The organism is Pseudactinotalea sp. Z1732, assembly GCF_049724975.1.
GTDB lineage: Bacteria > Actinomycetota > Actinomycetes > Actinomycetales > Beutenbergiaceae > CALKWS01.
In genome coordinates, this window is record NZ_JBMPQC010000001.1 from 647,827 (window position 1) to 669,185 (window position 21,359).

The 21,359-nt window shown below is 66.9% G+C and carries 20 protein-coding genes; 18 read left to right on the forward strand and 2 right to left on the reverse strand.

What is annotated here, in order from left to right:
• Positions 1-99: 99 nt before the first annotated feature.
• The 7 genes from ACPL7H_RS03045 to ACPL7H_RS03075 all read left to right on the forward strand — a co-directional run bounded on the left by ACPL7H_RS03045 (position 100) and on the right by ACPL7H_RS03075 (position 6,107).
• The gene (locus ACPL7H_RS03045) at positions 100-966 is read left to right on the forward strand and encodes a 2,3-bisphosphoglycerate-dependent phosphoglycerate mutase (protein ID WP_424795636.1); all 867 of its coding nucleotides are present in this window, start codon (positions 100-102) and stop codon (positions 964-966) included.
• A gap of 198 nt (positions 967-1,164) precedes the next feature.
• A complete protein-coding gene (gene dgoD / locus ACPL7H_RS03050; protein ID WP_424795637.1) occupies positions 1,165-2,313 on the forward strand; it encodes a galactonate dehydratase in 1,149 nt (382 codons plus the stop codon).
• Positions 2,307-2,474 (forward strand): hypothetical protein, encoded by a 168-nt coding sequence (locus tag ACPL7H_RS03055; protein ID WP_424795638.1) that lies wholly within the window; start codon positions 2,307-2,309, stop codon positions 2,472-2,474. Before dgoD ends, ACPL7H_RS03055 begins: the two co-directional genes overlap by 7 nt.
• Before the next feature lie 3 nt (positions 2,475-2,477).
• A complete protein-coding gene (locus ACPL7H_RS03060) occupies positions 2,478-3,200 on the forward strand; it encodes a FadR/GntR family transcriptional regulator (protein ID WP_424795639.1) in 723 nt (240 codons plus the stop codon).
• Between the two features lie 70 nt (positions 3,201-3,270).
• Entirely contained in the window at positions 3,271-4,392 is a 1,122-nt protein-coding gene (locus tag ACPL7H_RS03065) for an NAD(P)(+) transhydrogenase (Re/Si-specific) subunit alpha (RefSeq protein WP_424795640.1), read from the forward strand.
• A complete protein-coding gene (locus ACPL7H_RS03070; RefSeq protein ID WP_424787195.1) occupies positions 4,392-4,691 on the forward strand; it encodes an NAD(P) transhydrogenase subunit alpha in 300 nt (99 codons plus the stop codon). Before ACPL7H_RS03065 ends, ACPL7H_RS03070 begins: the two co-directional genes overlap by 1 nt.
• Before the next feature lie 3 nt (positions 4,692-4,694).
• On the forward strand, positions 4,695-6,107 hold the full coding sequence (locus tag ACPL7H_RS03075) for an NAD(P)(+) transhydrogenase (Re/Si-specific) subunit beta (protein WP_424795641.1): 1,413 nt from the start codon (positions 4,695-4,697) through the stop codon (positions 6,105-6,107).
• 72 nt (positions 6,108-6,179) lie between these two features.
• Here the strand turns inward: ACPL7H_RS03075 and ACPL7H_RS03080 are convergent, their stop codons facing one another.
• Positions 6,180-7,391 carry a substrate-binding domain-containing protein gene (locus ACPL7H_RS03080; RefSeq protein WP_424795642.1) on the reverse strand — a complete coding sequence of 404 codons (1,212 nt, stop codon included), beginning with the start codon at positions 7,389-7,391 and terminating at the stop codon, positions 6,180-6,182.
• A gap of 83 nt (positions 7,392-7,474) precedes the next feature.
• On the opposite strand from ACPL7H_RS03080, the gene ACPL7H_RS03085 reads away from it, so the two are divergent.
• The 9 genes from ACPL7H_RS03085 (at position 7,475) to ACPL7H_RS03125 (ending at position 16,439) form a co-directional block, all read left to right on the forward strand.
• Positions 7,475-8,587: a Gfo/Idh/MocA family protein gene (locus ACPL7H_RS03085; protein ID WP_424795643.1), complete on the forward strand. Its 1,113-nt coding sequence runs from the start codon at positions 7,475-7,477 to the stop codon at positions 8,585-8,587.
• Positions 8,584-9,399, forward strand: a complete 816-nt coding sequence (locus ACPL7H_RS03090; protein WP_424795644.1) for a sugar phosphate isomerase/epimerase family protein — start codon at positions 8,584-8,586, stop codon at positions 9,397-9,399. The genes ACPL7H_RS03085 and ACPL7H_RS03090 overlap by 4 nt, the downstream gene beginning before the upstream one ends.
• Before the next feature lie 158 nt (positions 9,400-9,557).
• Complete coding sequence (locus ACPL7H_RS03095; RefSeq protein ID WP_424795645.1) at positions 9,558-10,748, forward strand: ABC transporter substrate-binding protein; 1,191 nt, start codon at positions 9,558-9,560, stop codon at positions 10,746-10,748.
• Positions 10,749-10,803: 55 nt separating this feature from the next.
• Positions 10,804-11,781, forward strand: coding sequence for a carbohydrate ABC transporter permease (locus ACPL7H_RS03100; protein ID WP_424795646.1), 978 nt, complete (start codon positions 10,804-10,806; stop codon positions 11,779-11,781).
• Entirely contained in the window at positions 11,778-12,656 is an 879-nt protein-coding gene (locus ACPL7H_RS03105) for a carbohydrate ABC transporter permease (protein ID WP_424795647.1), read from the forward strand. Before ACPL7H_RS03100 ends, ACPL7H_RS03105 begins: the two co-directional genes overlap by 4 nt.
• A complete protein-coding gene (locus tag ACPL7H_RS03110) occupies positions 12,656-13,447 on the forward strand; it encodes an SDR family NAD(P)-dependent oxidoreductase (protein WP_424795648.1) in 792 nt (263 codons plus the stop codon). The genes ACPL7H_RS03105 and ACPL7H_RS03110 overlap by 1 nt, the downstream gene beginning before the upstream one ends.
• Positions 13,444-14,343 carry an NAD(P)-dependent oxidoreductase gene (locus ACPL7H_RS03115; protein ID WP_424795649.1) on the forward strand — a complete coding sequence of 300 codons (900 nt, stop codon included), beginning with the start codon at positions 13,444-13,446 and terminating at the stop codon, positions 14,341-14,343. Before ACPL7H_RS03110 ends, ACPL7H_RS03115 begins: the two co-directional genes overlap by 4 nt.
• On the forward strand, positions 14,340-15,380 hold the full coding sequence (locus ACPL7H_RS03120) for a Gfo/Idh/MocA family protein (RefSeq protein ID WP_424795650.1): 1,041 nt from the start codon (positions 14,340-14,342) through the stop codon (positions 15,378-15,380). The genes ACPL7H_RS03115 and ACPL7H_RS03120 overlap by 4 nt, the downstream gene beginning before the upstream one ends.
• A gap of 9 nt (positions 15,381-15,389) precedes the next feature.
• Entirely contained in the window at positions 15,390-16,439 is a 1,050-nt protein-coding gene (locus ACPL7H_RS03125; RefSeq protein ID WP_424795651.1) for an NAD(P)-dependent alcohol dehydrogenase, read from the forward strand.
• A 39-nt stretch (positions 16,440-16,478) separates the two neighbouring features.
• On the opposite strand, the gene ACPL7H_RS03130 is transcribed toward ACPL7H_RS03125, so the two are convergent.
• Positions 16,479-16,787 (reverse strand): hypothetical protein, encoded by a 309-nt coding sequence (locus ACPL7H_RS03130; protein ID WP_424795652.1) that lies wholly within the window; start codon positions 16,785-16,787, stop codon positions 16,479-16,481.
• A 596-nt stretch (positions 16,788-17,383) separates the two neighbouring features.
• Here ACPL7H_RS03130 and nrdH point away from each other — a divergent pair.
• Together nrdH and nrdE are read left to right on the forward strand one after the other, a co-directional pair.
• Positions 17,384-17,632, forward strand: a complete 249-nt coding sequence (nrdH, locus tag ACPL7H_RS03135) for a glutaredoxin-like protein NrdH (protein ID WP_424787182.1) — start codon at positions 17,384-17,386, stop codon at positions 17,630-17,632.
• A gap of 236 nt (positions 17,633-17,868) precedes the next feature.
• Complete coding sequence (nrdE, locus tag ACPL7H_RS03140) at positions 17,869-21,213, forward strand: class 1b ribonucleoside-diphosphate reductase subunit alpha (protein WP_424795793.1); 3,345 nt, start codon at positions 17,869-17,871, stop codon at positions 21,211-21,213.
• Positions 21,214-21,359 lie beyond the last annotated feature (146 nt).

Here is a 21,359-nt window from a genome sequence, read left to right on the forward strand (position 1 = left end):
TCGAGCGGCCGGATGCGAGCGGATGGGGCCGGATGCGAGCGGCTGTGCGACTGTACGGCCACGTGCGGGTGAGACCGGACGTGGTGGCAGGGTAGGACTATGACGCCTGGGACGCTGATGCTGGTCCGGCACGGGGAGTCGGTGGCCAACGCACGGTCGCTGTTCACCGGTGTGTTGGATGTGGGCCTGACCCCCTCGGGGATCCGCGACTGCGGCCTGGCCGGTTCCCGGTTGCGCCACCTGGGCTTTCGCCCGGACGCGCTCATCACCTCCGAACTGGTGCGCGGGTGGCGTACCGCCGAGTTGATCTGCGAGGAGATCGGCTTCCCCGGCACGATCGAGCGGGACTGGCACCTGAACGAACGCAACTACGGGGCACTGTCCGGCCTGAGCAAGGCGCAGGTGCGCATCGAGCACGGTGCGGAACGCTTCCGCTTCTGGCGCCGCTCCTATGCCGGACGGCCACCACCCCTCCCCGAGCGCACCCTGGCGCTGTGGCGCACCCTGTCCCCGTTCGACCGGTTGCCGGCTGAGGCCCTCACCGCCACCGAGTCGCCGCAGGACGTGGTCGAGCGCATCAGGCCTTGGTGGTACCAAATGCTGACGCCCCGCCTGTTCGATGGGGAGGACGTCCTGGTCGTCGCGCACGGAAACTCGCTGCGTGCGCTCTGCGCGGTGATCGACGACCTGGACGACGAGGAACTGTCCGCGCTCAATCTGCCCAATGCGCGCCCGCTGCGCTACCGGTTCGCCGTAGGTGCAGATACGAGCACCGGAGCCACCCATCGCGCCGGCACCGAGTCCCTGGCCGACGGTGGAACCGGTGCTGACGCCGACCCGGGCCAGTCCAGCACCGCCCGCCGGTCCAATCCCCCACTGGCCGCGGAAACACGGGGCGGGGAGTACCTCGACCCGGAAGCGGCGCGGCGGGAAGCCGCACTCATCGCCGCCCAGGGCGGGACCTGACCGGACGCTGGCTCCGGGCCGCGCCGGCATCCTCAGACGGGGACATTGCACGATCGCTATCAATAGTGCTATCAATACGTGAGCCCAGAGCGGCGGGAGCCCGATCGGGCCGAGCGGACAGTTGCGTCAGCCAGATCGGCCCGCGCCACCGCGTCGCCAAACACTGCCTCATGCAGGTATGTCCGCAACGGAGGTCACATGCCGATCCAGACCGTGGAGACCTTCCTGGCCGCCCCACGCTGGTTGTTCGTCCGCCTGGAGACGACCGATGGTGTCGTCGGTTGGGGTGAGTCGAGCCTGGAGGGGCACGGGGAGACCGCTCAGGCCGCCGTGCACGCGTTCGAGGACATTCTGATCGGCGCCGACCACACCCGGATCGAACAGCTCTGGGGCACCATGACCCGATCCGGCTTCTATCGCGGTGGGCCGGTGTTCTCCTCGGCGGTGTCCGGTGTGGACCAGGCCCTGTGGGACATCCGCGGCAAGGAACTCGGCGTACCGGTCCACGACCTGCTCGGCGGGGCGGTCCGGGACAAGATCCGGGTTTACGGCTGGGTCGGAGGGGACAACCCCGGCGGTGTGCGCGAAGCCGTGCAGGCGGTCCGGGAAGCGGGCCTGACCGCGGTGAAGATGAACGCCACCGGCCCGGTGGGCCACCTCGGCACACTGGCCGACACCCGGGGCGTGATCGAACGTGCCGGCGCCGCACGGGAAGCCCTGGGCGACGACGGCGACTTCGCCCTGGACTTCCACGGCCGGGTCTCCCTGCCGTACGCCCGCCGGCTGCTCGCCGCGCTGGAGGACCTGCACCCGCTGTTCGTGGAGGAGCCGGTGCTGCCCGAGCACACCTCCGCCCTGGGCACCCTGGTGGCCGGTACCTCGATCCCGATCGCCACCGGGGAGCGGCTGTACTCCCGCGGTGAGATGCGCACCGCCCTGGAGGCCGGAGTCGGTGTGGTCCAGCCCGACCTGGCCCACGCCGGTGGGATCTCGGAGGTGCGGCGCATCGCCGCCCAGGCCGAGACCTACGACGCCGCACTGGCCCCGCACTGCCCGCTCGGTCCGCTCGCACTGGCCGCCAGCCTGCAGGTGGACTTCGCAAGCCCGAACGCGATGATCCAGGAGCAGTCCATCGGCATCCACTACAACACCGGCAGCAACGAACTGCTCGACTACGTGCTCGACACCTCCGTGTTCGAATTCTCCGACGGCTACATCCACCGCCCCACCGGGCCCGGCCTGGGCGTGCAGATCGATGAGAACGTCGTCCGCGAGCTCGGCCGGCACCCGCACCGCTGGCGCACCCCTCGCTGGCACCGCGAGGACGGCAGCATCGCCGAGTGGTGACCGGAGAACCCGACGTGACCGGAGTGCCCACGCTGCCGCTGAACAGCACGTCCGGGGTGCGCCACCGAATGAGTACCAGCGCCAGGACCGCCACGTCATCGACCTCCGACGCAGCACAGCGCATCGTCTCCGGCCGCACGGCCGGAGACACGAAGGGGTGAGCCGTGCCGGCCGATCGTCCGAACACGTTGTCCCGGCAGGTGCTGGATCAACTCGGCCAGGCCATCGTCTCCGGTGTTCATCCTCCGGGAACCACGCTGCGGATCGAGGATCTCCAGGCCGATTTCGGGGTCTCCCGCACCGTGATCCGGGACGTGCTCCGGTATCTGGAATCACTGCACCTGACCCGATCCCGCCCGCGGGTCGGGGTGCGGGTGACGCCGAGATCGCACTGGAACGTGTTCGCCCCGGACGTGGTGCACTGGCGCCTCGCCGGGCCGGACGCACCGGCACAGTTGGTGTCGCTGACCCAGTTGCGCACCGCGGTGGAACCTCAGGCGGCGGAACTGGCCGCGATGAACGCGCCGGAGCATGTGGGCGCCGAACTCGTGGCACTGGCCGAGACGATGGCGGCCCTGGCCGCCGCGGGCGACCTGGACGCGTTCCTGGCGGCGGACCTGACGTTCCATTCCCTCCTGTTGCAGCACTGCGGCAACGAGATGTTCGCCGCGCTCGACGCCCCGATCGGTGAGGCACTCAAAGCCCGCCACGCCCGGCACCTGGTGCCCGACCACCCCCGGGACATCGCCGTGCTGCTGCACCAACTCGTCGCCACCGGGATCCGCGAGCAGGATGGGCCCACCGCCGCCGCGGCGATGCGCCGACTCGTGACCGAGGCGGGGACCGTGGTCGCCGCGGCACGCGCGGGCACCACCGACCACGCCTGAACGGGTTCTCGCCCACACGCAGGGACCAAAGCCCCAGCGCGTCCCGATCCGCGACCCTAACCTGGGCAGTGTGAGCACCGTGGTGGCTCTGCGCGAGCCGGATCCGGAGACCAGGGTGGCCCTCGTTCCCGAGGTAGTCGCCCAGTTGGCTCGCCACGGCCTGTCGGTGACCATCCAGTCCGGGGCCGGGACGCTCGCCCTGCACACCGATGACGACTTCGCTGCCGCCGGCGCCACCGTCGCCACCGGAGGTGATCTGGCCCGCGCCCTGGCGACCACGCAGGTCCTGGTGCACGTGCGGCCCCTGGATCCCGAGCGGATCGCGGCCCTGCCGCCGGGGATGATCACCCTGGGCCTGACCGGAGGGGTGGATCCGGTGATCGTCGAGGCCCTGAACGCCGGATCCATCACCGCGTTGTCCTTCGAACGACTGCCCCGCACTTCCCGGGCGCAGGTGATGGACGTGCTGTCCTCCCAGGCCTTCGTCGCCGGCTACCGGGCGGTGCTGGAGGCCGCGATCCGCCTGCCCCGGTTCTTCCCGCTGGCCATGACCGCCGCCGGGACCGTGCCGCCGGCGAAGGTGATCGTGCTGGGCGTGGGGGTGGCCGGGCTCCAGGCGATCGCCACCGCGCGGCGCCTGGGTGCCAAGGTCGCGGCCAACGACATCCGGCCCGACTCCGCCGAGGAAGTGCGCTCGGTCGGTGCGGAGTTCATCGACGTCGGCATCGCCCCGCAGGCCGGGGCGGGCGGGTACGCCCGCGACCTGGATGCCGGCGCCGCGCACGCCCAACAGGACGTCCTGGCCAACCACATCATGGACGCCGACGTCCTGATCACCACCGCGTCGGTGCCCGGCCGCCCCGCCCCCCGACTGGTCGCAGCCGCCACGGTGGCCGCGATGCGCCCGGGTTCGGTCGTCGTCGATCTGGCCGCTTCGGCCGGTGGGAACGTGGAGGGGTCCCTGCCCGGGGTGGAGGCGCGCATCCCCTCCACCCGTGGGGGCGGTGAGGTGACGTTGCTCGGGCTGGCCGCGGCGGCCGCGGACCTCCCGGTGGACGCCTCTGGGCTGTTCGCCCGGAACGTGGCCCAGGTGCTCCGTGCGATGGTCGCCGAGGACGGCACCCTCACCCTCAACCTCAACGATGAGTTGATCCACGGGATGTGTTACACCCACGAGGGCAGGAGCCGGTGATGGACGCGGTACTGACGCTCACGCTGCTGGTGCTGGCGGCGTTCGTGGGGTTCGAGGTGGTCTCCAAGGTCTCGACCATCCTGCACACCCCGTTGATGTCCGGGGCGAATGCCATCCACGGCATCATCCTGGTGGGCGCGATCATCGTGACGGCCCACTCCCAGCACTGGGCGGTCACCACCGTCGGGGCCCTCGCAGTGGTCCTGGCCACGGTGAACCTGGTGGGCGGGTTCTGGGTCACCGCGCGGATGCTGCGGATGTTCTCCGCCGAACGCCGACCGGACCGGGCGGAGGGCTGAGTCGTGGATCTGCTGCCTCCCACGGTCACGGCACTGGGGTACCTGCTCGCCGCCGTGCTGTTCATCCTGGCGCTGAAGTCGATGGCCGCCCCGCGGACCGCCCGGAACGGGAACCTGATGGGCGTGGCCGGCGCAGTGGTCGCCGTCGTCGTGGTGATGCTGTCCACCGAGTTCGAGGCGATGAACCTGTACGTGGTGCTTGCCGCGATGCTGGTCGGATCGGCGATCGCGATCCCCGCGGCTGCGCGCGTGCAGATGACCCAGATGCCTCAGTTGGTGGCGATGTTCAACGGTGTCGGTGGTGGCGCCGCGGCCCTGGTGGGCATCAGCGAGCTGACCGAACTCTCCGCCGCCGGCCCGGGTGTCGGGGAACTGGCGGTCAGCACCGCCGTGGCGGGCCCGGCCACCGCCTTCGGGATCGTGGCCGGATCGGTGTCGTTGTCGGGGTCGATGGTCACGTTCGCCAAACTCCAAGGGTTGATGACCTCCCGACCGGTGGTGCTGCCCGGCGCCCCGGTGCTGATGGTGGTAGGGGTGCTGGCGGGCCTGACCGGTGCGGTGATGGTGGGGGTGACGGCCGGCGTCGGCGCCGGGATCGCGACCGCGTTGATCTCCGTGGTCGTCGGGGTGCTGCTGGTGCTGCCGGTGGGCGGAGCGGACGTGCCGATCGTGATCTCCCTGCTGAACGCTCTGACCGGTCTGGCCGTGGCGGCCTCCGGGTGGGCGATGGGTAACACCCTGCTGCTGATCTCCGGAACCTTGGTCGGCGCCGCCGGTTCGATCCTCACCCACGCCATGGCCAGGGCCATGGGCCGGTCGGTCACCGGCATCCTCTTCGGGGCGCTGCGGGGTTCGACGGCGGGATCCACCGAGACCTCCGATCGTCCGGTTCGTAGGGCTGATGCGGAGGACGTGGCCATCACCCTGGCCTATGCGCGCCGGGTGGTGGTGGTGCCCGGGTACGGCCTGGCTGTCGCCCAGGCTCAGCACACCGTCGCCGAGTTGGTGACCGGGTTGCGCGAGCGTGGTGTGGACGTCGTCTACGGCATCCACCCGGTGGCGGGACGGATGCCCGGGCACATGAACGTGCTGCTCGCGGAGGCGAACGTGCCCTATGACCTGCTGGTCGAGGCCGGCGACGTGAACCCCTCGATGCCCAACACCGATGTCGTGGTCGTGGTGGGCGCCAACGACGTGGTCAATCCCGCAGCCCGCACCGATCCCGGTGCACCCATCTACGGGATGCCGATCATCGACGCCGACCGGGCCGGGCAGGTGATCTTCCTGAAACGCTCGATGCGCCCGGGGTTCGCCGGTATCGAGAACGAACTGCTGTTCGCCGAGCGCACCCAGGTCCTGTTCGGCGACGCCAAGGAGTCCCTGGCCGCGATCGTGGGGGCCCTGACGACGGTATGACCGCGGTGAGGCCAAGCCGACGACACGAAGTTCAGGTGACGACGCCCGAACCGCCCCGACCGATGCTTCGGATCAGGTCTGCTCAGTTGGCGCGTCCTCCGGTGCCGGGACCCCGAAATCCTGCCGCGCGACCGCGCCGTTGCTGTCGCGGCGGTATTGACCGGGCGACTTCCCGGTGGCCTTCTTGAACGCCACTCCCATGTACTCGGCGTGCTTGAAATCCAGGCGCTCGGCTATCTGCGGCAACGTCCAATCGGTCGAGGTCAGCAACTCGGCCACATGCCCCATGCGGACCCGCAGGATCTCTCCGTGGACCGTACGTCCCACGGTGTCGTGGACCCGGTAGTCCAAGGCACGACGGGACAGACCGACATGGCGCAGCACCTGCTCCACCGAGATGGTCGCGTGCCCGCGGTCCCTGATGAAGCGCAGTGCCTTGGCCACGAGCGGGTCGTCGACGGCGAGGATGTCCGAGGACTGCCGCGCCACGGTCCGCACGGGGGCGATCAGTCGTAGCCCTGGCTCGAGTCGGTGCCCGTTCATGAGTTGATCGAGGAGCGAAGCCGCCAGATAGCCGGTCCGGGTGGTGTCGGGTTCGATACTGGAGAGCGGCGGTGCGGTGAGGTTCACCATGAGTTCGTCGTTGTCCACCCCCAGCACGGCCACGCTGTCCGGGACCGACAGGCCGGCGATCTTGCAGGCTTCGAGTACCTCTTGGCCGGCGATGTCGTAACAGGCCAGAATTCCCACGGGTTTGGGAAGGCGGAGCAGCCAGGTGGCGAGCCGGTCCCGATCTGTGGCGCGCATGCCGGAAGGCTGGATCTCGAAGGAGTGAGCCTGGCTCCCGCGGGCGAGGACATGCGCGCTGAACCAGTGTCCGCGTTTGGTCGACCATCGGAACCGGGCATCCCCACAGAAGGCGAAGTTGGTCAGGCCACGATCAGCGAAGTGCTGGACCGCGGAGCGGGCAATGGCACGGTCGTCGGTTTCCACACCGGGCAGTTCGGGTACCAATTGGGCAGCACTCAGATCGACCGTCGGCAGCCCGAGCCGCCCGATGAAGTCCGCTGTCTCCGTGTTCTCGATGCGGGCAAGGACCCCGTCACCCTGCCACCCCTCCAACCAGGAGAAGTCGGTCTCGTGACGTGAGTGCTCGGCAAGGTAGATCGACCACCCGGGACGGTCGGTCACGTACTTGCGGATCCCGGCGAGGAGACCGCGAGCGTAGGCGTTCGAGGTCTCGACGAGCAGTGCCACGTGCCGAGATGCCGTCATGGCGTCCATGTAAGAAATCTAAGGTTCAATGCTGGATCACGCATGGAGTTCGGGTCAGTCGGCTTCCTAATCTGAGAGCAAGGAGGTCAACGATGACAGAGAAGGTACGGGTAGCCATTGCTGGTCTCGGCTTCGGCGCCGAGTTCATACCCATCTACCAGGCGCACCCCGATGCCGAGTTGGTCGCGGTGTGTCAACGCAGCGAGGGTGCCCTGAAGCAGACGGCAGACCGGTACGGGGTCCAGGGCCGCTACACCGACTACGACGAGATGATCCAGGACCCGGACATCGACGCGGTTCACATCAACACCCCGATTCCCGACCACGCCGGGCAAACCATCGCCGCGCTCCGGGCGGGCAAGCACGTGGCGTGCACCGTGCCGATGGCGACGACCCTGGAGGAGTGCCAAGCCATCGTGACCGCGGCGGAAGAAGCCGAACGCAACTACATGATGATGGAAACGGTGGTGTACTCCCGGGAGTTCCTGCACGTGCAGGAACTCGTCCACAACGGCACCATCGGCAGGATCCAGTTCCTGCGCGGCGCGCACTACCAGGAAATGGCCGGCTGGCCGGGCTACTGGGAAGGGCTGCCGCCGATGCACTACGCCACCCACGCGGTCGGACCGGTGCTCGCATTGGCCGGCACTCTGGCGGAGAGCGTCGTCTGCCTCGGATCCGGCCGCATCTCACCGGAGTTGGCCGGCAAGTACGGGTCCCCGTTCGCCGTCGAGAGTGCGTTGTTGACCCTGAAGGACTCGGCGGTCGGCGCCGAGGTTGCACGGTCCCTGTTCGAGACGGCCCACCAGTACGTCGAGAGTTTCACGGTCTTCGGGGACCGCGCGTCCTTCGAGTGGGAGCAGATCGAGGGCGGTGGTCACATCCTGCACGTCGGGGAGGACCCCGAACCGATCGAGATCCCCGACTTCGCCGGCCGGCTACCGGAGGAGATCGCCGGGTTCACCACGCAGGGCGTCTACGACGACGACAACGAGCACCTCTCCTTCATCCAGGGCGGGGGGCACGGCGGATCGCATCCGCACCTGGCGCACGAGTTCGTGCGCAGCATCGTGGAGGCCCGCCCCTCCGCTATCGACGCCGTCACAGCGGCGAACTGGACCTCGGTGGGCATCTGCGCCCATCAGTCGGCGATGGCCGATGGCGAGCGTGTGCACATTCCTGACTTCTCGGCAGGTGCACGATGAGCACCGCGACCGTCAGCATCGCCACCATCTGTTTCGACGGATTCGGTGACGAGGACTTTCACCGGACTTTCACCCACGCCAAGCAGGTCGGTGTCCGGCAGATCGAGTTCAATGCCTGGTACGCCCGCAACCTCACGCCCGCTGGTCTGGACAGCATCGTCTCGCGATGCCGAGAGCATGACCTCACGCCGGCCAGTTTGCAGATCTCCCCGTTCGCCCCCGGGCCGGATGCACCGGACGTGGCCCGGGAGACGGCTCGATGGATGTGGCTGCTGGAAGCCGCCGAGCGCCTGGGCGTGCGCGTGATCAAGGCGACCGGATCGGGTCGCGGGCAACGAGGCGGTCTGGAGCGGTTGATCGACCTCTTGGCGTTGATCGGTCCGGTAGCAGAACAGCGGAACCTGACCATCTCCGTGGAGAACCACTTCAACAACGTCATCGAGCACCCGCAGGACTATCGGGACCTGTTCGATGCGGTGCAGACACCGGCGGTGGGGATGTGCCTGGACACCGGGCACTTCCTTGCCTCAGGCCATGATCTGGTCGCCATCGTGGAGGAGTTCGCCGGACGGATCGTCCAGGTGGACCTCAAGGACTGCGCAGCACCCGGAGCGGCCACCTTCGTTCGCTTCGGTGCCGGCGCCGTCGATTTTGATGCAGTTCTGTCGCGAATCCTGACAACCGGATTCGACGGATACGTGGTCATCGAGCTCCCCCTGATCGAGGAGGACACCATGCTCGCCGACCTTCGCGCAGGTGCTGAGATCGCTGCGCGCTATCTGCCCCTATCAGATTCTGATCTCGAGAGATAAGGATGATCATGAAGCACAATGGCAACGAGGCCATGGCACCGATCCATGGCCGTAGACGAGTCGTACCGATGGCGGCGGGACTCGCATCCGTCGCGCTCATCGCAGCATGTGGTTCGGACAGTGGTGCCGCCGGCGACGACCTGCCCAATGAGGGCCCGGTGACGATCAGCTGGTACGGCTCCGATGAACGTAACGCCGCGGTTCAGGACGTGGTCGACCTGTTCTCGGAAGAGAACCCGGACGTGACGATCGAGACCCAACCGACCACCTTCGATGGTCACTGGGACCGTCTTTCGGTGCAGTCAGCGGCGAACAACCTGCCGTGTATCCCCGCGATGCAGTCCCGGTACCAGGCGCGGTACGAGGACCGGGGCTCACTCCTCCCACTGGATGATCTGATCGAGGACGGCACCATCGACGTCTCCGGGATCCCGGAGGAGATTCTGGAGAGCCAGCGGGCGCCGGACGGGAACCTCTACTCGATACCGAAGGGCATCTGGTACGAGGGTGCGCTTCTGAATGTTCCCCTCATCGAGGAGGAAGGGGGCACGCCACCAGATCCAAGCGGGACCTGGGAGGACTATGTGGACTGGGCCATCGATACGCAGCCGAGCATCTCCGACGATCGGTTCGCCATCAGCGCCAGCGGTGGCTCGGTCACCCAGTTCCAGGTCTTCGCAATCGGACGGGGGGAGAGCCTCTTCGACGACGGTGAGGCAGGGTTCAGCGAACAGACGCTGGTGGACTGGTTCGACCTGTGGATGCGCGCCGTCGAGGAGGGCGCCGCGCCCTCCGGTGAGGTCACCGCTGAGTACCAGGGCGTGCCCACCGCGCAGAGCATGATGGCGACGGGCCGGAACCTGGTCAGTTTCACCGGTGACAACAACATGCCCGACTTCCAACGGACGCTGGATCAACTCGATCTCGGGCAGGTCTCGCTGGCCCCCGCGCCCACCGGAGGTCCCGCCCAGGTTGTCGGTGCGAACTCGTGGGCGATCTCGGACAACTGCACGAACGTGGTGGACTCGGCTGCGCTGATCGACTTCTTCATCAACTCCTCCGAGGGCGCGTTCATCCTGGAGACGCAGACCGGCCTGCCGCCGGTGACTTCGATCCTGGAGGAGATGCTGGCGAGCCCGGACGTCGATGAGTCGATCAAGGACCGGATCACGCTCTATGACGACCTGCGCGAATCCGGTGCGGTGATCGACGTGTGGCCGGACGGTACCCAACCGTTGATCACCCAGCTGTCCACAGCGTGGGAAGAGGTGGTGTTCGGCCAGTCGACGTCAGAGGACGCTGCGGCCGCGTTCATGGCCCAGGTCGAGACCGCGCTCTCCGGACTCTGAGCCGCAACATCGGGGTGGGCGCGCACCGCGCCCCCACCCCGGAAAGGCGTCTGACATGATCGACATCGAACCGCGCAACTCGGCACCGCCGCCGTCAGCCGCATCGAGCCCGCGACCGCGCCGACCCAGGCGCACATGGAGCGAGTCGGCTCGCACCACCGCAGCCGGCTATGCCTTCCTCACCCCCTGGCTGGTCGGGTTCTTCGGGGTCACGGTGCTGCCGATGCTCGCCTCGCTGGCGCTGTCCTTCACCAACTACTCCGGGTCCTTCCAGACGATGCGCTGGGTGGGCCTGGACAACTACCGGCTGATGTTCACCGTCGACCCCGCGTACTGGGGGTCGGTCAAGGTGACCTTCCTGTACGTGGGCATCTCGGTACCGGTGATGCTGGCGTTCGCCCTGACCGTGGCAACGCTGCTGAACAAGGGGATCGGCGCACTGGGGTTGTACCGCACCATCTTCTACGTCCCTTCCCTACTGGGAGGGTCCGTGGCGATCGCGGTGCTGTGGCGATTCGTCTGGGGTGAGGCGGGCCTCATCAACGCCGTGCTGTCGGTGGTTGGTATCGACGGCCGTAGCTGGATCGGACACCCCGACACCGCGCTCATCACGATCATGGTGCTGAACGTGTGGACCTTCGGGGCCCCGATGATCATTTTCCTCGCCGGACTTCGGCAGGTGCCGGCGGACCTCTATGAGGCCGCTGCGTTGGACGGCGCGAGCCGGTTCCGCAGCTTCCGGCACATCACGTTGCCCTCGATCTCCCCGATCGTCTTGTTCAACGGGGTCCTGGCCGTCATCGGCGGATTCCAGGCCTTCACCCAGGTGTATGTCATCAGTGGGGGCAGTGGCGGTCCGGCCGGCTCCACCTTGTTCTACACGCTGCTCCTGTACCAGCGGGCGTTCACCGAGTCCCGCTTCGGTTACGCCTCGGCGATGGCGTGGGTGCTGCTCGTCGTGATCGCACTGGCGACCGCGGCGGTCTTCGCCAGCGGTAGGTATTGGGTCTTCTACGGGGATGGTGAGTCATGAGTGCGGCGACCTCGGTGATGGCGCGACGACGACTGGGCACCATCCCGTTCTATACACAGCGCACACTGATCCATGTCGGTCTGGTGGCTGCCGCGTTCGTGATGGTCTACCCACTGTTGTGGATGGCGTCCTCGGCCTTCCGGCCGTCGGAGCAGGTTCTGGTCGAGGACAGTCTGTGGGTCGCCAATCCAACCCTGGAGAACTTCGCCCAGGGCTGGAACGCCGTCGCACAGACCAGTTTCGGAACGTTCTTCCTCAACTCCCTCATCATCGCCGGTCTGACCGTGACCGGGAACATCCTGTCCTGTTCGTTGGCTGCCTACGCGTTCGCGCGGCTTCCGTTCCGGGGTCGCAAGATCTGGTTCGCGCTGATGATCAGCACGATCATGCTGCCCTTCCACGTGTTGTTGATCCCGCAGTACCTGCTCTTCAACTCCCTGGGCTGGGTGGACACGTTCCTGCCGTTGATCGTGCCGAAGTTCTTGGCGACCGAAGCGTTCTTCGTCTTCCTGCTCGTTCAGTTCTTCCGGCTCATCCCCAAGGAACTGATGGAGGCGGCCCGGATCGATGGATGCGGGCACCCCCGGATCTTCCTGAAGATCATGCTGCCGCTGTCGGTGCCGGCGTTGGCCACAACGGGAGCGTTCTCCTTCATCTGGGCGTGGAACGACTTCCTCGGCCCGCTGATCTACCTCACCAGCCAGGGCAACTACACGGTGCCCATCGGTCTGGCATTGTTCGTGGATGCGTCCGGCACCTCGAACTACGGAGGACTCTTCGCGATGTCCCTGCTGTCGCTACTGCCGGTGCTGGGGTTCTTCCTGGCATTCCAGAAACTCCTCCTCGACGGCATCTCGACCACTGGAATCAAGTGATGAACGCGCATCCGCAGCGATTCGCCGGCCGTGCCATCGCAGTGACCGGCGCGGCCTCCGGGATCGGACGAGCCACCGCGCAGCGGCTCGCAGCCGAGGGTGCACACGTGATCCTGCTCGACCGGGACCTTCCCGGTGCCACCACCACCGAGGAGGCGGTGCGCAGCGCAGCGGGGAGCGCCGCCGTCATCGGCTGCGACCTCGCCGATCCGGCTTCGATCGTCGCAGCGGTCACCCAGATCGCGGACCGGTACCCACAACTGGGCGGTCTGATCGGCTGTGCCGGGGCGGTACATGTTGACGGTGTCCAGGAGAATCCGTTCCTGAGCAAGGGGCTCGCCGGCTGGGACCAACTCTTCGCCGTGAACGTACGCGGGATGGCCGACCTGGTCCACCAACTGGCCCCGGCTCTCGTGGCGGCCCGTGGGGTGGTGGTGACCGTCTCCTCCGAGGCGGCCTACCGGTCCCGAGCGGGACGCTGGATCTACGACGCCACGAAGGCGGCGCTGGTTTCAGTCACCCGGTCAATGGCTGCGGCCCTGGCACCGCAGGGTGTACGCGTGCTGGGGGTGGCTCCCGGGGGCACGATCACCGAGATGCACATCAACGATCATGCCGACCCACAGGCAGCGCGTGAGCAGATGCGCGGTGCTACGGGCGGGAATCTGTTGGGTCGGCTGGCCGAACCGGAGGAGATCGCGGCAGCGATCGCCTTCCTTGCCAGCGATGACGCAAGTTTCATGACGGGGACGACCGTCGCCGTCGACGGAGGAGGAGCAGCAAGCCGATGACCATCGAGGACAGAACCGACACCTATGGCCTCATCGGCCTCGGAAACGTCGGAGCAGATCTGGTAGCCGCAGCGGTCGAGGCAGGCCTGGTCGTGCACTGCTACGACGTGGATCCGGACGCCCGGGAGCGGGCCGGCAGCGCCGGAGCCACGGTGCAAGCGTCGGCGCGCGACGTTGCCGCCGTGGCCGACGTGTTCGTGCTGTCACTGCCGAACTCCCAGATCGTGGATCAGGTGCTCTTCGACGAGGGCGCGATCGAGGTGCTGCGCCGGGGGGCGTACCTGGTCGACATGAGCACCAATCACCCGGCACGCTCCCAGGCCCTGGCCGCCGAGGGGAATGCCCGCGGGGTGCACGTGCTCGACATCCCGGTCAGTTACGGTCCCGAGGGCCTGGTCGGGTTCGCCGGTGGGACGACCGAGGCGCTGGCGGCCGTGCGGCCGTGGGTCGATGCGGTCACGGTGCACACCGAGCACGTCGGCCCGCACGGGCATGGGCAGTACGTCAAACTCGTGCAGAACGTGCTCAGCGGTGTCGGCATGGGGGTGATCGGTGAGGTCATCGGCTTCGCCGAACACGCCGGGGTGGACCTGGAGGTCTTGCCGGAGGCACTTCGCCGTACCGGCGCGAACTCGCGGATGCTGGAACGCACACTGCCGGCCATGGTGCAGCGCCGCTACGGCACCAGCGGCACGATGGCGCTGCACTCCAAGGACATGGGATACGCCCTCACGGCTGCGGAGAGCATCGGGGCGCGGATGCCGTTCACCGCGGCGTTGCGGCGGGTGTTCGAGGATGTGTTGGCTGCCGGCGACTCCCGGTGGACCCAGACGGCGCTGGTCGAGTGGTACCGGCCATCCGCCGCCGAGACCAGCGCGGCGAACGACGCCGAATGAGTGGTGAGCGCATCGGCGTCGGCCTGATCGGCTTGGGCAACAGCGGCTGGCACTACCACGCCGAGGGCACCCTGGCGGGGTCGAACGACTTCGAGCTGGTGGCGGTGACCAGCGCCCGTGCCGAGCGCCGGGAAGCGGCGGCAGCCCGCTTCGGTGCCGTCGCCCACCAGGACTGGCAAGGCCTGATCGCCGACGACCGCGTCGAGGTGGTCGTGGTTGCGACCCCGCACCATCTGCGTGAGTCGGTCGCGGTGGCCGCCCTGGCCGCTGGGAAGCATGTCGTCGTGGAGAAGCCGATGGCTGTCACGACCGCCCAGGCCGGTGCGATGCTCGATGCGGCCCAGGCCCATGGCCGGATTCTGACCGTTTTCCAGAACCGCCGATGGGAACCCTCGTTCCAGTTGATCAGGCGGCTGGTCGGCGAGGGCGAAGTCGGGCCCGTGTGGCGCGTCGAGGAACGACGGATGCATGGCGGCAAGTACGTCGTCGCGGGTACCGACCGGCCGCACGCCGGGTCGGACCTGGCCACCTGGGCCCATCGAGGAGGTGGTGGCGGGGTGTCCTACCTGATCGCGCCGCATCTGATCGATCACCAAGTCGTCCTCCACGGTGGGCCGCCGGAGACGGTCTCGGCAGTGATGCACACCTACGCCGGCGACGAGGTCGAGCACTATCTGGATCTGCGGCTCGGCTTCGGGGGTGGGGTGCTGTCCCGGATCGAGATCTTCCGGGAGAATGTGCTCGATCTGCCCAAGTGGGCCGTCTTCGGAGAGCAGGGCACGATCATGTGTGATGACTTCACCTCGCTGCGCCTGGAGCGGGCGGACGGGACAACTCAGCATTACGGTGACTTGGCGCCGTTGCAGTCCTGTGATGAGTTCTACCACCAATTGGCCGCGGCAATACGTGGGCACGGTCCGGTGCCGGTGGATCCGAGGGAAGCGGCTCACACCGTCGCCGTCCTGGAAGCGGCCCATGCCTCCGCATGCGCAGGCGGAGACCTCGTCCCCCTCGAGACTGTTGATGGCGCGCAGTAGGGTGCCTGCGTGAACACACCAACGGGAAGGACGACGACGGTCCCGCGAACCATGCGTGCCGCGGTGCTGCACCGGGCTCGGGAACTGCACCTGGAGGAGTGGCCGGTTCCGGCTCCGGGTCCGCGCGAGGTCCTCATCCGCGTCCATACGGTGGGTTTGTGCGGCTCCGACGTGCACTTCTACGAGCACGGTCGGGTCGGTGATCTGGAGGTGCTCGAGCCGCTGGTGCTCGGCCACGAGGCCGCGGGCACGATCGTTGCCACCGGTGAGCAGGTTGGCGGGCCCGACTCACTGATCGGGCGCCGGGTGGCGATCGAGCCGCAGCGGCCGTGCCGGTACTGCTGGCACTGTCGAACCGGCCAGTACAACCTGTGCCCGCAGATGCAGTTCCTCTCCGCACCACCGGTGCACGGGTGCTTCGCCGAGTACGTCACCGTGCCGGCGGACCTCGCCCATCCGGTGCCGGAGCGATACTCCGACGACGCGGTGGCGTTGCTGGAGCCGCTGTCGGTGGGGATCGCCGCAGCGCGGAAGGCCGCCGTGGTCCCGGGATCGCGCGTTCTCGTGGCAGGCGCCGGACCGATCGGGGTGCTGTGTGCAGCCGCGGCCCGGGGCTTCGGGGCTACGCAGGTCGTGGTGGCCGATCCGGTGCAGCCGCGCCGCGAGGTCGCGCAGGACATGAGCGCCACCGAGGTCTTCGACCCGCTCACGGAGACGGCTCCCGAAGGGGCCTTCGACGCCTTCATCGACGCCTCTGGTGCGCCGGGCGTGCTCGCTGCTGGGTTGCGTGCCCTCCGCGGCGGCGGGCTTGCGGTCCTGGTGGGGATGGCAGCCGAGGAGGTGGCGCTGAATGTGTTCCTGGTGCAGAGCCGGGAACTGAAGATCGAGGGGCTGTTCCGGTACACCGATACATGGCCGGCCGCTATCGCTCTGGCAGCCGATCTCGACCTTGACCGGTTGGTCTCGGCCCGGTTCCCCCTGGAGGCGCTGGGTGAGGCGATCCGTCGTAACGGTGAGGCCGAGGTGATGAAGGTCCTCGTCGACGTCGCCCCGTCCTGACCGGCCGCTTCCGGCCCTACGCGGGCGCTCCGGGGTCGATCAGGCGATGTCGACGACCAGATGGTTGTCGCCCACTTCGGTGCAGGTGGCGCTGTAACCACCGACCTCCACGGTCTCGCCCTCGGTACACGTTGCCGCCTGCCCGTTGATGGAGAAGTCGGCGCTCTGACCGTCCGAGCCCTGCAGTTCCACGGTGTACCCGGCCGGTTCGGTGCTGGCACCCGAACCGCTCAGGGTGATGGTGCAGGCGCTGTTCTGGCAGTTGTACTGGGTGGTGGTGCAGGCGCTGACGAGAGTTCCGGCGCCGAGTGCGACGACAAGGGCGGCGATGATGCGTGGTGTCTTCATGGACACCACTGTGCTGCCACCTGGACGGTTGCGGAATGGGTAGAGGAACCCATCGAAGGTCCGGTCCTCGGGCCGGAGCCGCCCACGTCCACGGCCGATGTCAGTGGCCGGTGGGAAAATGTGCACGACGGCGCAACTCGGGTCCGGCCGGGCCCGGCCCGGTGTGGAGGTGATTGACTCTCCGGGTCTGGTGCGGACACGCCGGGCGCGGGGTGTGTCGGAGGTTGTGGACACCGCGCGTTCCTGTGCACACCGCGGTGGACCCACAGATTCCTTGGATGAGGTTCCTCCACCTGTGGATGTGGACCATAGGGGGTCGATCGTTGCCATCTCAACGTTGTGCACAAGGCGGCGCACACGCTATCCACAGGTTCGCCGTCGTCGTCCACAGGAGACCCCGCAGGGGGTGTGGAGGACACGCCGCGTGCGCGACGCGCCCGTCGGCACGACACAACACCTAGGGTCCACGTAAGTTCCGCACCACTAGGTATAGTGGTCGAGCGAACAACATCCATGTAGTTACGTGCTCGTGATTTGTGTGGCGGAACCGCCAGACCCTCAGACCAGCGGGCAGCATTCGAAGAAGGGGAAACGGCATGAGCATCACCGTTTACAGCAAGCCGGCATGTGTGCAGTGCGACGCCACGTACCGGTCGCTGAACAAGCACGGCTTGGACTACACCATCGTGGACATCAGCCTCGACGCCGAGGCGCTGGAGACGGTGAAGGCGCTGGGCTACCAGCAGGCACCCGTCGTCTTCGCCGACGGTGATCACTGGTCCGGGTTCCGGCCCGACAAGATCAAGTCCCTCGTGGCCCGGGTACCACAGGCCGCCACGGCCTGAGGCCGCCACCCACAGACCGCCCGTCGGGCTCAGCCGGCCGGGCGGTTCTGTTATCCATCACCTGAACAACGGCACCGCAACTACACAACCGGGAAGCGCCGGCACCTGAGACGGGAGCCGATTCCGGACAACTCGACTACTGGAACAACTGAGGACGCGCATGGCGTCCATGAGGGATGGGAACAACTGTGGCAGCGACACTGACGCGCGAGGAGATCGAGCTCGCCGAGCCCGCGATGGACTATCACGCGTTGAACGCGATGCTGAACCTGTACGACGCCGACGGGAACATCCAGTTCGACAAGGACCGTGAGGCGGCGCGGGCGTACTTCCTGCAGCACGTCAACCAGAACACCGTCTTCTTCCACAACCTGCGCGAGAAACTCGACTACCTGATCGAGAACGGCTACTACGAGACCGAGATACTGGACGCCTACTCCTTCGAGTTCGTCCAGGACCTGTTCGACTACGCCTACTCCAAGAAGTTCCGGTTCTCCACCTTCCTCGGGGCGTTCAAGTACTACACCTCCTACACGCTGAAGACCTTCGACGGGAAGCGCTACCTGGAGCGGTTCGAGGACCGGGTCGTCATGGTGGCCCTGACGCTGGCCGCCGGCAATGAGGACTTCGCCCGCGAGATGGTCGATGAGATCGTGGCCGGCCGATTCCAGCCGGCCACGCCCACGTTCCTGAACTCGGGCAAGAAGCAGCGCGGGGAGCCGGTCTCCTGCTTCCCTGGTGAAGCGCTGGTTGACACGCGTGTTGGTCCAGTGCGTATCGACGAGATCAGCACAGGTGATGAAGTGCTCTCGCACGATGGGAACTACCACAAGGTGACCGGCGTCATGAGCCGCCATTCGCGGGAGGGTTTGACGACCCTGGGCGTGGCCGGTATCGCGCGTGATCTGACTTCTACGCCGGAGCACCCGCTACTCGTTCACAGGCCGGCGGGCCAGCCGGAGGGGATCAGGGAACTGGCCGGACGTGACGGGGCCACCAGCAATTTGACGTGGGTCGCGGCAAAGGACATTCGGCCCGGTGACTATGTCGTCATGTCGCACCCTTCGGCGGCGCCGAGCCCGCGTCGGTCGCTGAACATGAGTGACTACCTAGGAGAGACCGATAAGTACGCGGTGCGTGAGGGCATGGTGGTGCGCCTCAACCGCGACCCGAAGACGGTTCGCAAGTTCGGCGACGTCAATCGCGGCGCGACCCCGGTCATCGATGAGATCCCACTCGATTCTGAGTTCGGCAGGTTCGTCGGGTACTACTTAGCCGAAGGATACGTCTTGCGTCATCAGACGACGGAAGGCGTCTTCGGCCCCAAGGGTATCAACTTCACCTTCGGCAGCAAGGAGGAGGCGTACATCGAGGACGTCGTGCTCCTGGGGAAGAGCCTCTTCGGCCTCGATGCTCGCACCAAGATCAACCGCGACGGCTCGACTAACGTCTACTTGAACTCGACGGTGCTCGGCGGATTCATGCTCAACCTCGTCGGCAGCGGATTCGACCAGAAGTCGCTTCCGGCGGTCCTGATGACCGCTCCTCAAGCGTTCCAGCGGGAGGTGCTCATCGGTGCGTTCCGGGGCGATGGGTGCACCACGGGTAGCGGCGTCACCATGTCGTTGAGCAACGTCGGGCTCGTTGAGCAACTGGCATTAGTGTCTCGACGGGTGGGCGTGCTGGCTCGGACGCGTTCCTACCGGAGTGCCTCGGGAACTCCTACCAGCCAGATCGATGTGACCGGATACCCGGGCTCGCACTACGACTTCGTTCTTGATGTCGCCAAGGACCTTCACAAGTTTTCAGGTGCTACACCGCACCACCCCAGCCCTGCGGAATGGATCGACGGGCAACCCGCCCACAGGGTGACAACGACCTCGACCGAGGAGACCGAAGGGGAGGTTTACAACCTCGAGGTGGCAGACACCCACACCTATTCGGTTCACGGTGTCATCGTTCACAACTGCTTCCTGCTGCGGATCGAGGACAACATGGAGTCGATCTCCCGGGCGATCAACTCCTCGCTGCAGTTGTCCAAGCGCGGCGGCGGCGTGGCGTTGCTGCTGAGCAACATTCGCGAGTACGGGGCCCCGATCAAGAAGATCGAGAACCAGTCCTCCGGGGTGATCCCGGTGATGAAGCTGTTGGAGGACTCCTTCTCCTACGCCAACCAGCTCGGGGCCCGCCAGGGCGCAGGGGCGGTGTATCTGCACGCCCACCACCCCGACATCATGCGATTCCTGGACACCAAGCGGGAGAACGCCGACGAGAAGATCCGGATCAAGACCCTCTCCCTCGGCGTGGTGATCCCGGACATCACCTTCGAGCTGGCGAAGAAGAACGAGGACATGTACCTGTTCTCGCCCTATGACGTGGAGCGGGTGTACGGCAAGCCGTTCGCCGAGATCAACGTCACCGAGGAGTACCGCAAACTCGTCGACGACGGCCGGATCCGCAAGAAGAAGATCAAGGCCCGTGAGTTCTTCCAGACCCTGGCCGAGATCCAGTTCGAGTCCGGTTACCCCTACATCATGTTCGAGGACACGGTGAACAAGGCGAACCCGATCGCCGGCAAGATCACCCACTCCAACCTGTGCAGCGAGATCCTGCAGGTCTCCACCGCGTCCACCTACCACGAGGACCTGTCCTACGCCCACGTCGGCAAAGACATCTCCTGCAACCTGGGTTCGTTGAACATCGCGATGGCGATGGACTCCCCGAACTTCGGCAAGACCGTGGGAACGGCGATCAGGGCCCTGACCGCGGTGTCGGACCAGACCCACATCAACTCGGTGCCCTCGATCGAGTTGGGCAACAACGAATCCCACGCCATCGGCCTGGGCCAGATGAACCTGCACGGCTACCTGGCACGGGAGCGGATCCACTACGGCTCGGAGGAGGGGGTGGACTTCACCAACATCTACTTCTACACCGTGGCCTTCCACGCGATCACCGAGTCCAACAAACTGGCGATCGAGCGCGGCCAGGCGTTCAAGGGCTTCCCCGACTCCACCTATGCCTCCGGGGAGTACTTCGACAAGTACACCGACCAGGCGTGGGAGCCGGCCACCGAGCGCGTGCGTCAACTCTTCACCGAGGCCGGGGTGCACATCCCGACCCAGGACGACTGGCGCGAACTCAAGGCTACGGTGATGGCCCACGGGATCTACAACCAGAACCTGCAGGCAGTGCCCCCGACCGGGTCGATCTCCTACATCAACAACGCCACCTCCTCGATCCACCCGATCGCCGCGCCGGTGGAGATCCGCAAGGAGGGCAAGATCGGGCGGGTCTACTACCCGGCCCCGCACATGACCAACGACAACGTCGAGTACTTCGCCGATGCCTACGAGGTCGGCTACGAGAAGATCATCGACACCTACGCCGCGGCCACCCAGCACGTGGACCAGGGCCTGTCCCTGACGCTGTTCTTCAAGGACTCCGTCACCACCCGGGACCTGAACCGCGCGCAGATCTACGCCTGGCGCAAGGGGATCAAGACCTTGTACTACATCCGGTTGCGTCAGATGGCGCTGACCGGCACCGAGGTGGAGGGCTGCGTCAGTTGCACGCTGTGACCACCTGACCCGTGACCAGCGGTGAGTGGCCGACGCACTCGGCCACCCGCCGTCGGGCCCCACACCCCACACGACCCACACCCGAAGGCGACGAAGGAACCCCAGATGACGATCGAGCAGCCGGCCGGACCGCCGGCAGGGACGGC

What these genes read in the sequence shown, in the direction of transcription:
- ACPL7H_RS03045 (WP_424795636.1), top strand. Translation starts at nt 100, where the DNA reads ATGACGCCTGGGACGCTGATGCTGGTCCGGCACGGGGAGTCGGTGGCC.
- dgoD (WP_424795637.1), top strand. Translation starts at nt 1,165, where the DNA reads ATGCCGATCCAGACCGTGGAGACCTTCCTGGCCGCCCCACGCTGGTTG.
- ACPL7H_RS03070 (WP_424787195.1), top strand. Translation starts at nt 4,392, where the DNA reads ATGGACGCGGTACTGACGCTCACGCTGCTGGTGCTGGCGGCGTTCGTG.
- ACPL7H_RS03080 (WP_424795642.1), bottom strand. Translation starts at nt 7,391, where the DNA reads ATGGACGCCATGACGGCATCTCGGCACGTGGCACTGCTCGTCGAGACC.
- ACPL7H_RS03085 (WP_424795643.1), top strand. Translation starts at nt 7,475, where the DNA reads ATGACAGAGAAGGTACGGGTAGCCATTGCTGGTCTCGGCTTCGGCGCC.
- ACPL7H_RS03090 (WP_424795644.1), top strand. Translation starts at nt 8,584, where the DNA reads ATGAGCACCGCGACCGTCAGCATCGCCACCATCTGTTTCGACGGATTC.
- ACPL7H_RS03100 (WP_424795646.1), top strand. Translation starts at nt 10,804, where the DNA reads ATGATCGACATCGAACCGCGCAACTCGGCACCGCCGCCGTCAGCCGCA.
- ACPL7H_RS03105 (WP_424795647.1), top strand. Translation starts at nt 11,778, where the DNA reads ATGAGTGCGGCGACCTCGGTGATGGCGCGACGACGACTGGGCACCATC.
- ACPL7H_RS03110 (WP_424795648.1), top strand. Translation starts at nt 12,656, where the DNA reads ATGAACGCGCATCCGCAGCGATTCGCCGGCCGTGCCATCGCAGTGACC.
- ACPL7H_RS03115 (WP_424795649.1), top strand. Translation starts at nt 13,444, where the DNA reads ATGACCATCGAGGACAGAACCGACACCTATGGCCTCATCGGCCTCGGA.
- ACPL7H_RS03120 (WP_424795650.1), top strand. Translation starts at nt 14,340, where the DNA reads ATGAGTGGTGAGCGCATCGGCGTCGGCCTGATCGGCTTGGGCAACAGC.
- ACPL7H_RS03130 (WP_424795652.1), bottom strand. Translation starts at nt 16,787, where the DNA reads ATGAAGACACCACGCATCATCGCCGCCCTTGTCGTCGCACTCGGCGCC.
- nrdH (WP_424787182.1), top strand. Translation starts at nt 17,384, where the DNA reads ATGAGCATCACCGTTTACAGCAAGCCGGCATGTGTGCAGTGCGACGCC.
- nrdE (WP_424795793.1), top strand. Translation starts at nt 17,869, where the DNA reads ATGGACTATCACGCGTTGAACGCGATGCTGAACCTGTACGACGCCGAC.